Raw genomic sequence first — 17773 nt, 5'->3', positions numbered from 1 at the left:
TAGCATGGCATCCCGTCGTTACGATCCCGATAATCGCCGTCAGGCATTGATTAAACGCATCGAAGGAGATATTCCCGAAGCCGTTGAACGCGCGCTACGGGAGGATTTAGGTGGCGAAGTGGATGCCGATCGTGACATCACAGCGCTGTTGCTGCCTGAAGAGAAGCAGGCGGTCGCCCAGGTCATTACGCGTGAAGCGGGTGTTTTCTGTGGTAAACGCTGGGTTGAGGAAGTCTTTATCCAGTTAGGCAACAAAGTGACCCTGACCTGGCATGTTGAAGACGGCCAGACGTTAGTGGCCGATCAGCTGTTATTTGAGCTACAAGGCCCGGCACGCCTGCTATTGACGGCAGAACGCACTGCGCTGAATTTTGTGCAAACCCTCTCCGGCGTCGCCACGCAGGTCAGCCACTATGTCGCCCTGCTGGCGGGTAGCCACACCCAACTGCTGGATACCCGTAAAACGCTGCCGGGCCTGCGGACGGCGCTGAAATACGCGGTGCTGTGCGGCGGCGGCAGTAACCATCGTCTCGGTCTTTCTGACGCTTTCCTGATTAAAGAGAATCACATCATTGCCAGTGGTTCGGTGCGCAAGGCAGTAGAGAAAGCGCTGTGGTTACAACCCGATGTGCCGGTGGAAGTCGAAGTGGAAACGCTTAGCGAATTGCAGGATGCGCTGGCGGCCGGGGCCGACATCGTGATGCTCGATAATTTCAGTCTGGAAATGATGCGTGAAGCCGTTACGCTAACGCAAAAGCAGGCGCTGCTTGAAGTCTCCGGTAACGTGACAGACGACACCCTGCCGCAGATTGCCCAGACCGGGGTAGATTATGTCTCGGTCGGCGCGCTGACTAAACACGTACGCGCCCTCGATCTCTCCATGCGCTTTCGCGACGCCTGAACCTCTTTTCCGCCGGGCAACTGCACGGCGGATTTGCGTGACCGCTTCCAGTTTTTTGTTTAATCGGCTGCAAACCTGAAACTTTTCTGCGCACGGCTTCCAGCCGCGCGCTTTCACTGCTTCCGCTTCGCCCCACCCTTTTCTACCGTAGCGCCTCCACAACAAGGAGACCGCTTATGGAACGACAACGGGGTTTTACCCTCATCGAATTGATGATTGTGATTGGCATCGTCGCCATCCTCAGCGCAATCGGTGTACCAACCTATCAAAACTATCTGCGGCGTGCGGCGCTGACCGACATGCTGCAAACCATGGTGCCCTACAAAACGGCAGTCGAACTCTGTGCCATTGAACGCAGCGGCCCGGCGCAGTGCCAGGCGGGCGATCGCGGAATCCCTGCGGCAAAAGGATCGCGTTATGTCGCCTCTCTTTCGGTTATCAATGGCGTGATTACCCTGAGCGGGCAGGAGAGTCTGGCGGGCCTGACGGTGGAAATGCTACCCATCTGGAACAGCACGGAAGGCATGATCGACTGGCAGCGCAGCTGTACCAGCGATAACAGCAGCCTGCGCGATAACTGCCTCGAGCAGTTCCGGTTTGCTGACAAAGGGGCGCGCAATGGAGAAGCGTGATGAGATATTACCGGCGCTGTGCAAACGCCACCACGCGATAATCCTGCATCATGACGCCACGCTGCTGCGCGTAGCCGTTGCCGGGGCTGCGGAACCCGCGCTGCTGGAAGCCCTGCGGTTTGCCAGTCAGTGCAAGGTTGAAGTGGAGTGCTGGCCTGCCGCGCGGCTTGAGCAGCTATTGCATGAACCGGACAGCCCGGACACACCCCGGGAGCAGGCATCAGCGGAGTCCGCCATTCACACAGTGGAACAGATTCTGCAACAAGCTATCCAGCGTCGGGCCTCCGATGTCCACTTTGAACCGCAGCGCCATCTGTTACGTGTCCGGTTACGTATCGATGGCGTGCTCCAGAAACTGACACAGTTACCGGATGCGCAACCGGCTGCGGTGCTGGCCCGGCTGAAAATTTTGGGTGGGCTGGATATTGCCGAACGCCGACTGCCACAGGATGGTCAGTTTACGCTGGAGAACGAAGGCAAAACGGCCGCCTTTCGGCTTTCCACCTTGCCAGTGAGCCACGGCGAAAAAGCGGTGGTACGCCTGATGCAGAGCGAAAACAGCGCGATCGCACTGGATAAACTCGGTATGCCTTTGGCGCAGCTGCGCCAGTTCGGCAGGGCGCTGGCAAAGCCACAGGGATTAATTCTGGTTACCGGCCCCACCGGCAGCGGCAAAACATTTACGCTGTACAGCGGATTAAGCGCGCTCAATGTGCCGGAGAAGAATGTTTGCAGCGTCGAAGATCCGGTGGAGATCCCACTGGAAGGCATTAACCAGACGCAGATCCAACCACGTAGCGGACTGGACTTCAATCTCGTGCTGCGCGCGCTTCTGCGCCAGGACCCGGATGTCATCATGGTCGGCGAAATCCGCGATGCGGAAACGGCCGGGATTGCGGTGAAAGCGGCGCAGACCGGCCATCTGGTACTGTCCACCCTGCACACCAACTCTACAGCAGAAACGCTGACGCGTTTGCGGCAAATGGGCATCCCCGGATATCTGCTCGGTCCGGCGTTACAGCTGATCGTCGCGCAGCGGCTGGTGAGGCGTCTGTGCATACATTGTCGGCAGCCCGGACAAGCGGTCGCGCATCTGCCGACGGACCTGTGGCCTGGCACCCTTCAGACATGGCGCGCACCCGGCTGCGATCACTGCTTTTCCGGCTATTATGGCCGTCTTGCGCTATTCGAACTGTTGCCGATGACCACCAAATTACAAAATGCCATATCTGCCGATATGCCGCTGGAGCACCTGCTGTCGCTGGCGAATCAACAGGGGATGAAAACGCTGGTTGCCGCTGGCCTGGAGGCCGTCAGCCGTGGTGAGACCTCGCTGGAAGAGATGCAGCGCGTAATCGGGTTAGGTGATGGCTAATCTCTATCATTTTCGCTGGCAGGCGCTGGACGCCCAGGGAGTGTTGCACAGCGGCGAGTCGCTGATGGACAGCCAGGAGACGCTATTACTGCACCTTTCACATCGGGGCTTGCTGGCCATCAGCTGGCGGCGCGGCAAATGCAGGCGCGCACGCGACTGGAAATGGCAGCAGAAAATAGATCTGATACGACAACTGGCGACCTTGCTGAAGGCGGGCCTGCCGCTGGCAGAGAGCCTGACCTTACTTGCCGAGGGGCATCCGGATTCCGGCTGGCGTGCGTTATTGCGGGGGTTGCAACAACGCGTGATTGCCGGAACGCCTTTTTCCCAGGCATTACGCGACTGGCCGCAGATTTTCCCGCCGCTGTTTCCGGCACTGATGCAGGTAGGGGAACTGACCGGGCAGCTGGATGAATGTTGTCGTCAGCTGGCGCAGCAGCAAACCGGACAACAGTATTTGCGCAGGAAAGTGGTCAAAGCGCTGCGCTATCCGTTGTTCATTTTGCTGGTTGCCATCGCGGTCAGCGCCGGTATGCTGCTGTTTGTGTTGCCAGAGTTTGTGTCGGTTTATGCCAGCTTCGATGCGCCGCTGCCCGCGCTTACCGCCAGTGTGATGGCGTTTTCTGCCCTGTTGCAACAAGCCGCATGGCCTCTACTGGTCGCCAGCGCGTTGTTCATTGTCCTCGCGCGACAGATCTATCGACGATCGGCTGACTGGCAACGGCGTGCCCATCGCTGGCTATTGCGTTTGCCACTGCTTTCACCGTTGTGGCGCGGCAGCCAGCTCAGCCAGATTTATGCTATTTTGCGGCTGACGCAGCAGGCCGGTTTGACCTTGCTGCAAAGTTTGCAGGCCGTTGAAGTGACGATGGCATCCCGGCTCTGGCGCGATGCCATCGTCGGGTTGCAGCAGCATATTGCCTGTGGTGCGCCGCTGCATCAGGCATTGCAGCAACATCTGTTGTTTACGCCCCTCTGTGCTCAGCTCATCAAAGTGGGTGAAGAAGCGGGTGCGCTGGATGTGATGCTGGCGCGGCTGGCGGAATGGCACGAGGGAGATACGCTGGAGCGTGCTGAATCACTGGCGGCAGCACTGGAACCGATGATGATGGTGGTGATTGGCGGCATCGTAGGCACGCTGGTGATTGCCATGTATCTGCCGGTTTTCGGACTGGGCGATGCAATACGTTAACGGGTGCATATTACATGCACCCGTTGCACAACATTAGCGTGTGAACACGCGATTTTCCTGCTCAGCCACACGAATAAAGGTAGTGCGCTTAGTCAGCTCCTTGAGTCTCTCGGCCCCGACATAGGTACAGGCCGAACGCAGGCCACCGAGGATATCTTTCACCGTTTCTTCAACCGGACCGCGCAACGGCAAGCGCACGGTTTTACCTTCTGCGGCGCGGTACTGAGCCACGCCGCCGACGTGGCGTTTCATGGCAGACTCTGAACTCATGCCATAAAACAGCATAAATTGCTCGCCCTGATCCTCAACGATCGTGCCTTCACACTCATCATGTGCCGCCAGCATACCGCCAAGCATCACAAAATCGGCACCGCCGCCAAAGGCTTTGGCGATATCGCCGGGCACTGAACAGCCGCCATCGCTGACGATCTGTCCACCTAAGCCATGGGCCGCATCCGCGCACTCAATCACCGCAGAAAGCTGCGGGTAGCCAACGCCGGTTTTGACGCGGGTAGTGCAAACCGAACCGGGACCAATCCCCACTTTTACGATATCAGCGCCGGAGAGAATCAGCTCCTCGACCATTTCGCCGGTGACCACATTGCCTGCGCAGATGGTTTTACCGGGGAAACTCTCGCGGACACGTTGCAAAAACGCGACGAAATGCTCGGAATAACCATTGGCAACATCAATGCAGATGAAGTTCAGCTGCGGCGAGAGCGCCAGAACGTCGGTCAGTTTGCTGAAATCTGCGTCTGAGGTTCCGCTGGAAACCATGACATGTCCCAGCACCGATGCAGGTGCGCGCTGAATAAATGCCTGCCAGTCGGCAACGCTATAATGTTTATGCACCGCCGTCAGCACGCCAAAGCTGGCAAGGGCTTGCGCCATGGTGAAGGTGCCGACCGTATCCATATTGGCGGCAATCACCGGCACGCCTGTCCAGTTCAGACCTGAGTGTTTAAAGGTGAAAGTGCGTTCCAGCTCAACTTCGGAACGGCTTTTGAGGGTGGAGCGTTTCGGGCGGATCAACACATCCTTAAAACCCAGTTTCAAATCTTCTTCAATACGCATCACAAGTGTCCTGGTTAGTGGCTTCGAACCGCGGTTCGGGTAGCGCTCACGGCTCCAGTGTCGTTATCATACGCGCCATTCGTTCCGCGACAAGACTGCGAATTTCACTTTATTTAAGCTACAATCCGTTAAATTTAGCTGAGAAAATCGATTGTGATCGTGCTCTCATCTTGCCGTTGATAAAACGCAAGGTGTTACAGCATGCCAGTGCGAACGCCGGGATAACGCTATGCCTTTTACAGTTGCGCTAACGGGCGGCATTGGCAGTGGAAAATCCACTATAGCCAATGCCTTCGCGGCGCTGGGTGTCGATATTATTGATGCCGATGTCATTGCCAGAGAAGTGGTGGAACCAGGCACGTCCGCTTTGCAGGCGATCGTCAGACGCCATGGCGAATCGATCCTGACGGCAGAAGGCACGTTGTATCGTGCCCGGCTGCGCGAAATTATTTTTCAGCAGCCGAAAGAAAAAAACTGGTTAAACCAGCTGTTGCATCCGTTGATTAACGCGCGCACGCAACAGTTGAAGACACTCGCAACCTCCCCTTATGTCGTATGGGTGGTACCACTGCTGGTGGAAAATGGATTGCAGCATCAGGCGGATCGGGTGCTGGTAGTGGATGTGGATGAAGCTACCCAGCTACAGCGCACTCAACAGCGCGATGGCATCTCTCTCACCCAGGCCAAAAACATTCTTGCCGCTCAGGCCAGCCGACAACAGCGCCTGGCCGTAGCGGATGACATCATTGATAACAGCGGCACGCCTGATGACGCGCTGCCGCGCGTTGCTGAACTTCACCAGCGTTATTTGCGACTGGCAGCAGCGGGACAGGATTAACATCATGAGTACAATCGTTCTTTTTGAACATCCTCTGAATGAAAAGATGCGCACCTGGCTGCGCGTCGAGTTTCTGATCAATCAGCTGCATGACACCGTGCCCGTCACCAGCTCCGTTTCTGCGCTGGGCGTTTTTCGCATTATTGGCGATTTGCTGGATATCTTCGAACGTGGCGATATGCGCACTGAATTGCTGAAAGAACTTGAGCGGCAGCAGCAGAAGCTACGCGCCTGGCTTGATGTGCCCGGCGTCGATTTGCAGCGTGTGGATGCCCTGCGTGAGCAGTTGAAACAGCAATCATCTGAGCTGATGCAGGCGCCCCGTATGGGTCAGCAGTTGCGCGAGGATCGACTGGTGGCGCTGGTTCGTCAGCGTCTGAGCATTCCCGGTGGTTGCTGCAGTTTTGATTTACCCGGGCTGCATATCTGGCTGCACCTTGAGCAATCGATGCGCGATGAGCAGGTAAACGGCTGGCTGGAGTCACTCAATCCGTTGCGGAATAGCCTGGTCATTATCCTTGATTTAATTCGCCAGTCCGGCGTATTCCGCAATCAAACCAGCCTGAATGGTTTTTATCAGGATAATGCTGAAGGTGCTGATTTGTTGCGTCTGCAGCTGACGCTGGAAGACGCGCTTTACCCGCAGGTGTCCGGCCACAAGAGCCGCTACGCCATTCGCTTTCTGCCGCTGGATAGCGAGCGCGGCGAAGTCCCTGCCCGACTGAATTTTGAACTGGCCTGTTGTTAGAGGATGTTATGCCGGAAGAGATGATTATGGTTCCCTGCCCCAACTGCGGCAAAGACGTGATATGGGATGAGCTTAGCCCGTGGCGTCCGTTTTGCAGCAAACGCTGTCAGCTGATTGATTTAGGTGAATGGGCGGCCGAAGAGAAACGGATTCCCAGCAATGGCGACCTGACAGAGAGCGATGACTGGAGCGAAGAACAGCAGTAACGCTCAGGGGCAATCGCCCCTGAGGTCAGATTTCGCCAGCAATCAGACGCGCAATCAGCGCATGGTTGGCTGGCGGAAACTCACTCGCGACCAGCGATTTTTGGTCAACCCAGCGCTGCGGTTGCCCTTCCTTGCCCCACGGCTCGCCGTGCCAGCCTTCCACCAAAAAGAAATGCAGCGTCACGCGCACATCTTCATAGCTGTGGTCAGCCTGGCCAATGGCCTGCGCCACCGTAACCTCTATTCCGGTCTCTTCCATTAATTCGCGCTTAAGCGCCTGTTCAGCGGTTTCACCCTGTTCGATTTTCCCGCCAGGAAACTCCCATTTGTTCGCCATGTGAGAGCTTGCCGCACGCTGGGCAAGAAAGATCTGGTGACTGGCATTACGGATGATGCCCACCGCGACCTGCAGGTGTTTCATAAGCTGGATTCCGCTAAAGATGAATGAGCCGCTGATTTTAAAGCAGTCAATGGCAGATGTTAACCAAAGAAAAAGGAGCCAACAGGCTCCTTTATTATCAGGCCAGGCGGCCGTGACACTGCTTATATTTTTTGCCCGAACCGCATGGGCAAGGATCGTTTCGGCCAACTTTGCGTTCACCACCCTGGGCAGCTAACGCGGCTGTCGCTGCGGTTTCATCATCAACATGGCTAAGCTGCTGCTGTTGCGCCAGGCGCTCAGCTTCTTCACGACGCTGCTGCTCCATCGCTTCCACTTCTTCCGGCATACGCACCTGAACTTTGCTCAGGGTGCTGATCACTTCATATTTCAGTGATTCCAGCATCGCCGCAAACATGGAGAAGGATTCGCGTTTGTACTCCTGCTTCGGATCTTTCTGCGCGTAACCACGCAGATGGATACCCTGACGCAGATAATCCATCGCCGCCAGATGCTCTTTCCACAGTGAATCCAGGGTTTGCAGCATCACGCCTTTCTCGAAGTTACGCATCATCTCGATGCCCACCACTTCTTCTTTGGCGGCATAGCTGTCAGTAGCGTGCTTCATGATACGTTCGCGCAGCGTCTCTTCATGCAGATCCGGCTCTTTATCCAGCCACTCTGCAATCGGCAGTTCCAGATCGAAATCGGTGCGCAGACGTTCTTCCAGGCCCGGCACATCCCACATTTCTTCCAGCGACTGCGGCGGAATATAGGTATCAATGGTAGCTTTGAACACATCTTCACGGATGCTGTTGATGGTCTCTGACACATCGGACACATCCAGCAGCTCGTTACGCTGGCTGTAGATGGCGCGACGCTGGTCGTTAGCCACATCATCGTACTCAAGCAGCTGTTTACGAATGTCGAAGTTGCGGCTTTCAACTTTGCGCTGCGCATTGGCGATCGCCTTGGTCACCCACGGGTGCTCAATGGCTTCGCCCGGTTTCATCCCCAGCTTACGCATCATATTAGAGACGCGATCCGAGGCGAAAATACGCATCAGCGCATCTTCCATCGACAGATAGAAGCGTGAAGAGCCGGCGTCACCCTGGCGACCCGCACGGCCACGCAGCTGGTTATCGATACGACGCGATTCATGACGTTCAGTACCGATAATATGCAGACCGCCTGCGGCCAGTACTGCATCATGGCGTAGCTGCCAGGCCGTTTTGATCGTCTCGATCTGTGCTTCGGTCGGGTCTTCCAGCTCAGCCACTTCGGCATGCCAGCTACCGCCCAGCATAATGTCAGTACCACGGCCCGCCATGTTGGTGGCGATGGTGACGGCGCCAGGCTGACCCGCCTGCGCTACGATATCGGCTTCACGCGCGTGGAATTTGGCGTTCAGAACGCTGTGCTTAATGCCCGCACGCGTCAGTTCATTGGACACCACTTCTGATTTTTCAATCGAAATGGTACCCACCAGCACCGGCTGACCATTGGCAGTACAGGCGCGAATATCTTCGATAATGGCATCGATCTTCTCTTTCTCGGTCATGTAGACCAGATCGGCCATATCTTTACGTACCATCGGACGGTTGGTTGGCACCACGATGGTATCGAGTTTATAGATTGAGCTGAATTCAAAGGCTTCGGTATCAGCAGTACCGGTCATACCCGCCAGTTTTTCATAGATACGGAAGTAGTTCTGGAAGGTGATGGACGCCAGCGTCTGGTTCTCGTTCTGGATCTCGACACCTTCTTTGGCTTCAACCGCCTGATGCAAACCATCTGACCAGCGACGACCCTGCATGGTACGACCGGTGTGTTCATCAACGATGACCACTTCACCATCTTTAACGATGTAATCGACATCGCGGGTGAACAGCGCATGGGCGCGCAGTGCCGCCGTTACGTGATGCATCAGCATGATGTTAGTCGGCGAGTAAAGTGACTCACCCTCTTCCATGATGCCCTGGCTGACCAGCAACTCTTCAACCTTAACCAGACCGCGCTCGGTCATATGGGCCTGACGCCCTTTTTCATCCACCCAGAAATCGCCTTCACCCTGGAAGGTTTCGGAGTCTTCTTTTTCCTGACGATTCAGGTGTGGGATGATTTTATTAACTTTGATGTAGAGATCTGAACTGTCTTCCGCCGGACCAGAGATGATCAGCGGAGTACGCGCTTCATCGATCAGGATGGAGTCCACCTCATCCACCAGCGCGTAATGCAGTTTACGCTGAACACGTTCTTCCGGGCTGAAAGCCATGTTGTCGCGCAGGTAGTCAAAACCGTATTCGTTGTTGGTGCCGTAAGTAATATCGGCAGCATAGGCCTCGCGTTTGGCTACCGATGGCATACCTGGCAGGTTGATGCCGACAGTCAGACCCAGGAACTCAAACAGCGGGCGGTTGTTTTCGGCGTCACGCTGGGCGAGGTAATCGTTCACGGTTACGACGTGAACGCCTTTGCCTGTCAGAGCGTTGAGGTAAGCCGGCAGCGTTGCCGTCAGGGTTTTACCTTCACCGGTACGCATCTCGGCGATGCAGCGCTCGTTAAGCACCATGCCGCCAATCAACTGCACGTCAAAGTGGCGCATACCAAACACACGCTTACTCGATTCACGTACCGTCGCAAAGGCTTCCGGAATCAGGCTTTCCAGGCTCTCGCCTTTGGCCAGACGTTCACGAAACAGCGCCGTTTTCGCCTTCAGTTCATCATCAGAGAGCTTTTCAAAATCCGGCTCCATCTTGTTGATGACGTCCACCACTTTGCGCATACGACGCAGAGTACGATCATTGCTGCTACCAAAAACTTTAGTTAACAATTTGATTAACATGATAAATATTTTCTCAATTCAGCCGTGGCATCCCACGGACTGCGAAATCTAAACAGAGTGCGGAAAAAAAGTTAGCAGTTAAGCAATGAAGGTCCGGCGCGGATGCCATGAAGCGCGGCCAGCCAGAATGCGGGGGTATTAATTTGTGGTTCTGAAACACGAACAGCACGCTGCGGTTCGGAGGCAACCTGTGGCATCGCTGGTGAGGTGAGCAATGCCTGTAATGAATCAATCAACGCCAGCTTTTGTGCCGCCAGCGGAGCCGCCTGATCGCTCTCGGCCTGCGCCGGTGGCGTCATGCTGAACGAGAGGTGGCGAATAACGGTGCGAATGGCATGCTGATGCCAGTAATCAACAGCGAAACTGGGGCGACGTGCCGTTTCCTGCAAACGAATCAGATGGTCGAAATGGACAACATTGCCAATAAACAGGCTGCTGACAGGGGTATCGGCGGAAGCAGGGTCAGATGTCTGGGCACAGGCGGGCAGGCCAAAGCCAGCTGCAACCATCCCCAACAGGAGATGCGGCCAGAAGTAGCGTCTGCCAAATTGTCGCCAGCGTGAAAAAATCCCGATCACAGCCCGTCCACAATGCTTCAGTAAAGTAATAAATAGACCGCGCTAAACTGCGGTACCCTGCCAATACAGGCGCACGATAATAGCATTTATGTGCGGCTTCCACATCAGTGATTAAACGGCTGCGGGGCAATTTCACGCTTTTTTGTAGAGTGTTTAACCAGAGTCGGCAGTGAAATGAGGGTCGTTACGCAGAAATAGCAGAGGACAATAAAAAACGGCAGGTATCACTGACAGGAGAGAGTGTCAGGGAAACCCGCCGTTTTGTGCCTGACTTACGCCAGGACCAGATTGGGTGCTTTGAATGCCAGCGGCAGTTCAGCTTCGTCTTCGAAGGTCGCCCATTCCCAGGCTTCCTGTTTCGCCAGTACTGCTTGCAGCAATTTGTTGTTCAGTGCATGGCCGGACTTAAAGGCAGAAAACGCGCCAATAACGTTGTGGCCGCACATAAACAGGTCGCCGATCGCGTCCAGCATTTTGTGACGAACGAACTCATCCTCGAAACGCAGACCTTCTTCGTTCAATACGCGGAAGTCATCAAGGCCAATCGCACAATCTAAACTACCGCCCAGGCACAGGCCTTTAGACTGCAGATATTCGATTTCACGCATAAAGCCGAACGTGCGCGCACGGCTGATCTGGCGCACAAACGCCTCGGCTGAGAAGTTGAGCTGATAGCGCTGCGAACTGGAATCAATTGCCGGATGTTTGAAATCGATAGTGAAATCAAGCGAGAAACCGTTGTACGGTTTGATCTCAGCCCATTTGTCACCATCTTCAACGCGCACCGTTTGCTTAACACGTACGAATTTCTTCGCGCGGTTCAGTTCTTCGATGCCCGCATCCATCAGCAGATAGATAAAGGGGGCAGCACTGCCATCCATGATCGGGATTTCTGGCGCATCGACTTCAACAATAATGTTATCGATACCCAGCCCAGCCAGAGCGGCGTTCAGGTGTTCAACGGTCGAAATACGCACGCCTTCATCATTCACCAGGCAAGTACTCAGCATGGTGTCGCGCACGTATTTTGCATCAGCCGGGAAATCAACCGGTGGATTCAAGTCAGTGCGACGATAGATGACCCCGGTATTAGCCGACGCAGGGCGTAATGTCAGCGTGACTTTTTTGCCGGTATGTAAACCGACACCAGTCGCCTGAACAATACGTTTTAATGTCCTTTGTTTGATCATCGCATTATCTCGCAATATTACCCATCCGACCGCCAGTATAAATTACCGGCGGGCGAATACTTTAGCACAAAGAGCGGAGAATCCCAATTATCGGGGTATTCTTAGTCGGCCTGCTTACGCAGAAACGCCGGAATATCCAGATAGTCAGGCTCTTTGCTGGACGATGCCGCCTGGTCGTTAACCACTTTCGCAGCCGGTTTTTGCTCCTGCGGCAGCGGCGACATGCCGTGCTGCTGGTAGCGATGATCCATCACTGGCTGGCTGGCCGGTTTATTGGTTACCAGGGTGATTTCCGGACGCTTGTCCATACCGATGCCGGTTGCGACCACGGTCACACGCAGTTCGTCGTTCATCTCTGGGTCCAGAGAAGTACCGATAACCACGGTAGCGTTGTCAGAAGCGAAGGCGCGGATGGTGTTACCCACGGTTTCGAATTCGTCCAGACGCAGGTCGAAGCCTGCGGTGATGTTAACCAGCACACCACGCGCGCCAGACAGGTCGATATCTTCAAGCAGCGGGCTGGAGATCGCCATTTCTGCGGCTTCTTCGGCACGGTCTTCACCACAAGCCACGCCTGAACCCATCATGGCGTAGCCCATCTCAGACATCACCGTACGTACGTCGGCGAAGTCAACGTTCATCAGACCCGGACGGGTAATCAGTTCAGCGATACCCTGCACCGCGCCTTTCAGCACGTCGTTAGCCGCACCGAATGCATCCAGCAGAGAGATGCCGCGACCCAGCACTTTCAGCAACTTGTCGTTCGGAATGGTGATCAGTGAATCGACATGCTTCGACAGTTCAGCGATACCCTGCTCAGCAAAAGCCATACGCTTTTTGCCTTCAAAGTTGAACGGCTTAGTGACAACCGCAACCGTCAGGATACCCAAATCTTTCGCGACTTCCGCGACTACAGGTGCTGCACCGGTACCGGTACCGCCGCCCATACCCGCAGCAATAAACACCATGTCTGCCCCATCCAGCGCAGAACGCAGTGCTTCGCGATCCTCTTCCGCTGAGGTACGACCGACTTCCGGGTTTGCACCCGCACCCAGACCTTTGGTGATGTTGGTCCCGATCTGGATAGTCTGGCCGACCGCTGTCTTACGTAACGCTTGCGCGTCAGTATTCACAGCGAAGAATTCCACACCTTCGATACGTTCGCGTACCATGTGCTCTACGGCGTTGCCACCGCCACCGCCGACGCCGATGACTTTAATCACCGCGTCATTGGTTAATTCCATAGGTTCAAACATGATTTCTCTCCGTTATGTGCCTGTCGCCTGGAGATCATAAACACTGCCAGCATGATCTCCTTTTACAAAAATTAAAACTCTTTCTTCAGCCAGCTATTGATTCGTTTAAACCAGTTGCCCACTGAAGCACGTTTTTCCGTTTCAGCATCACCGTTCATATGTGACTCTTTGCCGTAATGCAGCAGGCCAACGGCCGTTGAGTAGTACGGCTCCTGCGCATAATCCGTCAGGCCGGTGATGTTCAGTGGCTGACCAATACGCACCTGCGTGTGGAAAACACGCTGGGCACATGCCGCCAGACCTTCAATCTGCGCCGCGCCACCGGTCAGCACAATGCCGGCCGCCAGATGGTGCTTCACGCCCTGCTGGCGCAGTTGTTCCTGCAGTTGCAGAATCTCGTCATTCACCAGATTCAGCAATTCGGTGTAACGCGGCTCAATCACTTCAGCCAGCGTCTGGCGTTGCAGGCTGCGAGGTGGACGTCCACCTACGCTGGGCACTTCCACGTTTTCGTCTTTGCCAACGATGGAACCCAACGCGCAACCATGACGCACTTTAATCGCTTCGGCATCGGTCGGCGGTGTGCCGAAGGCGTACGCGATATCGCTGGTCACCACGTTCCCTGCATAAGGGATCACCTTGGTGTGACGCAGCGCGCCGCCGGTGTAAACCGCGATATCCATTGTACCGCCACCGATGTCAACAACACAGACACCCAGCTCACGTTCATCTTCAGTCAGCACTGAGAAACTGGACGCCAGTCCGGCAAAAATCAGTTGGTCCACTTTCAGGCCACATCGTTCAACCGCTTTAACGATATTTTTCGCCATATCGTTGTGACAGGTGATCAAATGTACTTTTGCCTGCATACGCACGCCTGACAGCCCAACCGGATTCTTGATCCCTTCCTGATAATCGATGGCATATTCCTGAGGGATCACATGCAGGATACGATGCTCGTCACGTACGCGGACCGATTTCGCGGTATGCACAACGTTCTCTACATCATCCTGAGTGACTTCCTCTTCGGAAATCGGAACCATCCCGATTTCGTTCTGACAACTGATATGTTTGCCCGATAAAGCAAGGTAGACGGATGAAATCTGGCAATCTGCCATCAGTTCAGCCTGATCGATAGCGCGCTGTACGCATTTCACTACCGACTCAAGGTCATTCACGCCACCTTTATCCATACCGCGAGACGGGCAGCTGCCCACCCCAATAATGTTGACCATACCATCGGGCAGAATTTCCCCAACCAGGGCGGCAACCTTCGCGGTGCCGATTTCGAGTCCTACTACCAGTTTTCTGTCCGTTGCCTTGATCATTGTTGTTTAGCCTGTGCCTGGTTCTGTTGCTGATTACTGTCCTGTGGCTCTAACGGTGCCGGCGCCCATCCTACGGCAGCACCCGAGTCATAGCGCAAATCGACATAGCTAATGCGCTTGTTACCACTCTGGGCCTGCTGTTGCAGTTCCGGGTAGAGCTCAATAAAACGGTTCAGACGCTTCATGGTATCGCTGCGTCCCAGTTCGATGCGGACATCGTCGCTGGTCACCAGCTGCCACGAGCGCCGCGCCGTCATCGACGCGACCTTCAGGGTAAACTTGCTGGCCTTTAGCACATCGCTCATGGTGTGATAACCGGCCAGCACCTCTTGCTCACTGCCTTCCGGCCCGTACAGCATTGGCATAGTTTCTTTGCCAACGTGACTGGCCGGGATGCTGAAGGAAACGCCATCGGCGTCCACCATGTGCAGGTCATTCCAGCGAGCCACCGGAACGTACTCCACCAGGTTAATCTTCAGCTCATCAGGCCACTGCTTACGCACACTGACCTGCTTAATCCACGGCAAACGTTCAATTTGCTGCTGGATGATGTCGACATTCTGCGACATAAAGGTGCCCGGCGCGCCCAGTGACAAAATCGCCTGGCGAATGTCATCGTGCGTGGTGTAATGCGTTTCACCGGTCACCACCAGCTTCGATAATGGCAGACGGGATGCATCGTTCATCCACTTCAGCACCACCAGTCCACCCGCTACCATAATGCCCAACACGATCAGCAGGAACACGATGCCGAAAAGTCGGGCGCCGTTGCTACGCCCGGTGCGGATACGCTCCTGGGGTTCGCGGTTGCGTACGTTCAGCGCCGCCTGTGACATATCAGTCGGCCAGCTCCAGAATACGTGCGACCAGCTGCGGGAAGCTGAGACCCGCCTGTTTCGCTGCCATCGGCACCAGACTATGGCTGGTCATACCCGGCGACGTATTCACTTCCAGCAGCTGGAAATTGCCATCGCCATCGACCATCACATCAACACGTCCCCAGCCGCTGCAACCCAATGCCAGCCAGGCTGAACGCACCAGCGTCTGCAATTCTGCTTCACGTTCGGCGCTCAATCCGCTTGGACAGAAGTATTCAGTATCGTCAGAAATGTATTTTGCTTCATAGTCATAGAACTCGCTGGCGCTTTTAATTCTGATCGAAGGCAGCAGCTGGTCACCTAAAATGCCGACGGTGTATTCCGCGCCGCTCAAAAATGCTTCGATCAGCACGTCATTGTCGTGACGAAACGCCTCTTCCAGCGCGGCGGGCAGCGCATCAAGCGTATTAACGCGGCTGATGCCAACGCTGGAGCCTTCGCAGCTCGGCTTGACGAATAACGGCAGGCCCAGCGCGTGAATCGAAGCCAGCGTCTGCGCATCCAGACCGTTATCCTGCTGCTGACGCGTCAGCCAGACAAATTTCCCGGACGGCAGTCCCCTGCCCTGCCACAGCAGCTTGCTGCGCAGTTTATCCATGGTAATGGCCGACGCCATCACGCCGCTGCCGGTGTAGGGTATCTGCTGAAATTCCAGCACCGCCTGCAACGTGCCATCTTCACCGCCCCGCCCATGCAGCGCGATAAAGGCTTTATCAAATCCAAGCTGTTTCAGGTTCAGCACCGAAACATCACGCGTATCGACCGGATGAGCATCAATGCCCATTTCGCGCAGCCCAGCCAGTACCGCGCTGCCAGACATCAGCGAAACATCACGCTCCGCCGAGGTGCCGCCGAATAAAACCGCAACCTTCTCAGCCATTACGCACCTCCGCTTTTGCTGCGGGCTGCAAACGGATTTCCGCCAGCTTGCGCGCGATTTTGCCGATATTACCCGCACCCTGAACAATCACCAGGTCGTTCCCGCTCAGCAACGGTGCCAGTGCTTCCGGCAACGCCTCGTGTTCAGACACCAGAATCGGATCAACTTTGCCGCGACTACGAATCGCACGGCACAGCGAACGGCTATCGGCACCGGGGATCGCCGTTTCTCCTGCCGGATAGACATCCAGCATCAGCAACACATCCACCTGCGACAGGACGTTGGCGAAATCGTCAAACAGATCGCGGGTACGGGTGTAACGATGCGGCTGGAACACCATCACCAGCTTTTTCTCTGGCCAGCCCGCGCGGGCCGCCTTGATGGTCACATCCACTTCGGTGGGATGATGACCGTAATCGTCTACCAGCATGGCGTTGCCTGGGTTGCCGTTCACCGGGGCGGTGTCAAACTCACCCAGTACGTCAAAGCGGCGACCTGTGCCCTGGAAGCTCTCCAGCGCGGCCAGAATGGCGTTGTCATCAATGCCTTCTTCGCTGGCAACCGCTACCGCTGCGGCCGCGTTGAGCGCGTTATGACGGCCCGGCGCATTCAGCGTGACATGCAGCACCGGCTTATCATGGCGTACCAGGGTGAAATGCCCCTGCGCACCGCGCTGCTCGTAATTTTCAATGCGGACATCCGCATCGTCGCTAAAACCATAGGTGGTGATCTGACGCCCAACGCGCGGGATCAGATCACGGATGACCACGTCATCCACACACATCACCGCACGGCCGTAAAACGGCAGGTTGTGCAGGAAGTTGATGAATGTCTGTTTCAGGTTCTCAAAGTCGCCCTGATAGGTATCCATATGATCCGCTTCAATATTGGTGACAATTGCCACCATCGGTTGCAGATGCAGGAACGACGCATCGCTCTCATCCGCTTCCGCAATCAGGTAACGGCTGCTGCCCAGGCGCGCATGTGTACCCGCCGCTTTCACCAGGCCACCGTTAACGAAGGTCGGATCGAGGCCGCCTTCGGCGTAAATGCTTGCGACCATCGCCGTGGTCGTGGTTTTACCGTGGGTACCGGCAATCGCGATGCCGTGACGGAAGCGCATCAGTTCGGCCAGCATTTCCGCACGGCGGATCACCGGGATACGCTGCTCACGGGCCGCAACCAGCTCCGGGTTGTCCTGGGCAACGGCGGTGGAGACCACCACCACGCTCGCATCAGTCACGTTTTCCGGGCGATGGTTGAAATAGATGGTTGCGCCCAGTGCCGCCAGATGCTGCGTAACCGGGTTGGGTGCCAAATCGGAACCGCTAATGTGATAACCTTCGTTCGCTAACACTTCGGCAATACCGCCCATGCCAGCACCACCAATGCCGACAAAGTGGATGTGCCGGACGCGACGCATCTCGGGCACGATAGAACGCAGTTTTGCCAATTGCTGTGTATTCATCTGTC

The 17773-nt window shown here is 55.7% G+C and carries 17 protein-coding genes; 7 read left to right on the top strand and 10 right to left on the bottom strand.

All coding sequences use genetic code 11. The features are described 5' to 3' along the window. Nucleotides 1-4: 4 nt before the first annotated feature. The 4 genes from nadC (at nucleotide 5) to hofC (ending at nucleotide 4100) form a co-directional block, all read left to right on the top strand. On the top strand, nucleotides 5-901 hold the full coding sequence (gene nadC / locus AC6I8V_RS03620; RefSeq protein ID WP_497844565.1) for a carboxylating nicotinate-nucleotide diphosphorylase: 897 nt from the start codon (nucleotides 5-7) through the stop codon (nucleotides 899-901). A 176-nt stretch (nucleotides 902-1077) separates the two neighbouring features. Further along, on the top strand, nucleotides 1078-1533 hold the full coding sequence (gene ppdD, locus AC6I8V_RS03615; RefSeq protein WP_497844564.1) for a prepilin peptidase-dependent pilin: 456 nt from the start codon (nucleotides 1078-1080) through the stop codon (nucleotides 1531-1533). Further along, nucleotides 1520-2908: a type II secretion system protein GspE gene (gene gspE, locus AC6I8V_RS03610; protein WP_497844563.1), complete on the top strand. Its 1389-nt coding sequence runs from the start codon at nucleotides 1520-1522 to the stop codon at nucleotides 2906-2908. Before ppdD ends, gspE begins: the two co-directional genes overlap by 14 nt. Then, a complete protein-coding gene (gene hofC / locus AC6I8V_RS03605; protein ID WP_497844562.1) occupies nucleotides 2901-4100 on the top strand; it encodes a protein transport protein HofC in 1200 nt (399 codons plus the stop codon). Before gspE ends, hofC begins: the two co-directional genes overlap by 8 nt. Before the next feature lie 33 nt (nucleotides 4101-4133). Here hofC and AC6I8V_RS03600 read toward each other — a convergent pair whose 3' ends face one another. Next, complete coding sequence (locus AC6I8V_RS03600; RefSeq protein WP_497844561.1) at nucleotides 4134-5174, bottom strand: GMP reductase; 1041 nt, start codon at nucleotides 5172-5174, stop codon at nucleotides 4134-4136. 229 nt (nucleotides 5175-5403) lie between these two features. Here AC6I8V_RS03600 and coaE point away from each other — a divergent pair, with 229 nt between their 5' ends. From coaE to yacG, 3 genes are read left to right on the top strand one after another with little or no spacing between them, the layout of a single operon-like run. Further along, the gene (gene coaE / locus AC6I8V_RS03595) at nucleotides 5404-6012 is read left to right on the top strand and encodes a dephospho-CoA kinase (protein ID WP_497844560.1); all 609 of its coding nucleotides are present in this window, start codon (nucleotides 5404-5406) and stop codon (nucleotides 6010-6012) included. Nucleotides 6013-6016: 4 nt separating this feature from the next. Beyond that, complete coding sequence (gene zapD / locus AC6I8V_RS03590; protein WP_497844559.1) at nucleotides 6017-6760, top strand: cell division protein ZapD; 744 nt, start codon at nucleotides 6017-6019, stop codon at nucleotides 6758-6760. Nucleotides 6761-6768: 8 nt separating this feature from the next. Further along, nucleotides 6769-6966 carry a DNA gyrase inhibitor YacG gene (gene yacG / locus AC6I8V_RS03585; RefSeq protein WP_497844558.1) on the top strand — a complete coding sequence of 66 codons (198 nt, stop codon included), beginning with the start codon at nucleotides 6769-6771 and terminating at the stop codon, nucleotides 6964-6966. Nucleotides 6967-6991: 25 nt separating this feature from the next. Here yacG and mutT read toward each other — a convergent pair whose 3' ends face one another. From mutT to murC, 9 genes are all read right to left on the bottom strand, one after another. Beyond that, complete coding sequence (gene mutT / locus AC6I8V_RS03580) at nucleotides 6992-7387, bottom strand: 8-oxo-dGTP diphosphatase MutT (protein WP_497844557.1); 396 nt, start codon at nucleotides 7385-7387, stop codon at nucleotides 6992-6994. A gap of 97 nt (nucleotides 7388-7484) precedes the next feature. Further along, a complete protein-coding gene (gene secA, locus AC6I8V_RS03575) occupies nucleotides 7485-10190 on the bottom strand; it encodes a preprotein translocase subunit SecA (RefSeq protein WP_497844556.1) in 2706 nt (901 codons plus the stop codon). A gap of 71 nt (nucleotides 10191-10261) precedes the next feature. Continuing rightward, nucleotides 10262-10768 (bottom strand): secA translation cis-regulator SecM, encoded by a 507-nt coding sequence (gene secM, locus AC6I8V_RS03570; RefSeq protein WP_497844555.1) that lies wholly within the window; start codon nucleotides 10766-10768, stop codon nucleotides 10262-10264. A 272-nt stretch (nucleotides 10769-11040) separates the two neighbouring features. Further along, nucleotides 11041-11958 carry a UDP-3-O-acyl-N-acetylglucosamine deacetylase gene (gene lpxC / locus AC6I8V_RS03565; RefSeq protein ID WP_497844554.1) on the bottom strand — a complete coding sequence of 306 codons (918 nt, stop codon included), beginning with the start codon at nucleotides 11956-11958 and terminating at the stop codon, nucleotides 11041-11043. Between the two features lie 101 nt (nucleotides 11959-12059). Continuing rightward, on the bottom strand, nucleotides 12060-13214 hold the full coding sequence (ftsZ, locus tag AC6I8V_RS03560) for a cell division protein FtsZ (protein WP_497844553.1): 1155 nt from the start codon (nucleotides 13212-13214) through the stop codon (nucleotides 12060-12062). 71 nt (nucleotides 13215-13285) lie between these two features. Beyond that, a complete protein-coding gene (gene ftsA / locus AC6I8V_RS03555; protein ID WP_013507861.1) occupies nucleotides 13286-14542 on the bottom strand; it encodes a cell division protein FtsA in 1257 nt (418 codons plus the stop codon). Further along, complete coding sequence (gene ftsQ / locus AC6I8V_RS03550; protein ID WP_497844552.1) at nucleotides 14539-15378, bottom strand: cell division protein FtsQ; 840 nt, start codon at nucleotides 15376-15378, stop codon at nucleotides 14539-14541. The genes ftsA and ftsQ overlap by 4 nt, the downstream gene beginning before the upstream one ends. Before the next feature lies 1 nt (nucleotide 15379). Then, nucleotides 15380-16300, bottom strand: a complete 921-nt coding sequence (locus AC6I8V_RS03545; protein WP_497844551.1) for a D-alanine--D-alanine ligase — start codon at nucleotides 16298-16300, stop codon at nucleotides 15380-15382. After that, the gene (gene murC / locus AC6I8V_RS03540) at nucleotides 16293-17768 is read right to left on the bottom strand and encodes a UDP-N-acetylmuramate--L-alanine ligase (protein ID WP_497844550.1); all 1476 of its coding nucleotides are present in this window, start codon (nucleotides 17766-17768) and stop codon (nucleotides 16293-16295) included. The genes AC6I8V_RS03545 and murC overlap by 8 nt, the downstream gene beginning before the upstream one ends. Between the last annotated feature and the right edge of the window lie 5 nt (nucleotides 17769-17773).

The organism is Pantoea sp. X-Soil-TKNS-1207 (genome assembly GCF_059730485.1).
This window is presented reverse-complemented; position numbering and strand designations above follow the sequence as displayed.

Excerpts from the sequence above, each read along its gene's own strand:
- hofC (WP_497844562.1), top strand. The coding sequence starts at position 2,901 with ATGGCTAATCTCTATCATTTTCGCTGGCAGGCGCTGGACGCCCAGGGA.
- lpxC (WP_497844554.1), bottom strand. The coding sequence starts at position 11,958 with ATGATCAAACAAAGGACATTAAAACGTATTGTTCAGGCGACTGGTGTC.
- nadC (WP_497844565.1), top strand. The coding sequence starts at position 5 with ATGGCATCCCGTCGTTACGATCCCGATAATCGCCGTCAGGCATTGATT.
- ppdD (WP_497844564.1), top strand. The coding sequence starts at position 1,078 with ATGGAACGACAACGGGGTTTTACCCTCATCGAATTGATGATTGTGATT.
- yacG (WP_497844558.1), top strand. The coding sequence starts at position 6,769 with ATGCCGGAAGAGATGATTATGGTTCCCTGCCCCAACTGCGGCAAAGAC.
- murC (WP_497844550.1), bottom strand. The coding sequence starts at position 17,768 with ATGAATACACAGCAATTGGCAAAACTGCGTTCTATCGTGCCCGAGATG.
- zapD (WP_497844559.1), top strand. The coding sequence starts at position 6,017 with ATGAGTACAATCGTTCTTTTTGAACATCCTCTGAATGAAAAGATGCGC.
- secA (WP_497844556.1), bottom strand. The coding sequence starts at position 10,190 with ATGTTAATCAAATTGTTAACTAAAGTTTTTGGTAGCAGCAATGATCGT.
- gspE (WP_497844563.1), top strand. The coding sequence starts at position 1,520 with ATGGAGAAGCGTGATGAGATATTACCGGCGCTGTGCAAACGCCACCAC.
- AC6I8V_RS03545 (WP_497844551.1), bottom strand. The coding sequence starts at position 16,300 with ATGGCTGAGAAGGTTGCGGTTTTATTCGGCGGCACCTCGGCGGAGCGT.
- ftsQ (WP_497844552.1), bottom strand. The coding sequence starts at position 15,378 with ATGTCACAGGCGGCGCTGAACGTACGCAACCGCGAACCCCAGGAGCGT.
- ftsZ (WP_497844553.1), bottom strand. The coding sequence starts at position 13,214 with ATGTTTGAACCTATGGAATTAACCAATGACGCGGTGATTAAAGTCATC.
- mutT (WP_497844557.1), bottom strand. The coding sequence starts at position 7,387 with ATGAAACACCTGCAGGTCGCGGTGGGCATCATCCGTAATGCCAGTCAC.
- ftsA (WP_013507861.1), bottom strand. The coding sequence starts at position 14,542 with ATGATCAAGGCAACGGACAGAAAACTGGTAGTAGGACTCGAAATCGGC.
- coaE (WP_497844560.1), top strand. The coding sequence starts at position 5,404 with ATGCCTTTTACAGTTGCGCTAACGGGCGGCATTGGCAGTGGAAAATCC.
- AC6I8V_RS03600 (WP_497844561.1), bottom strand. The coding sequence starts at position 5,174 with ATGCGTATTGAAGAAGATTTGAAACTGGGTTTTAAGGATGTGTTGATC.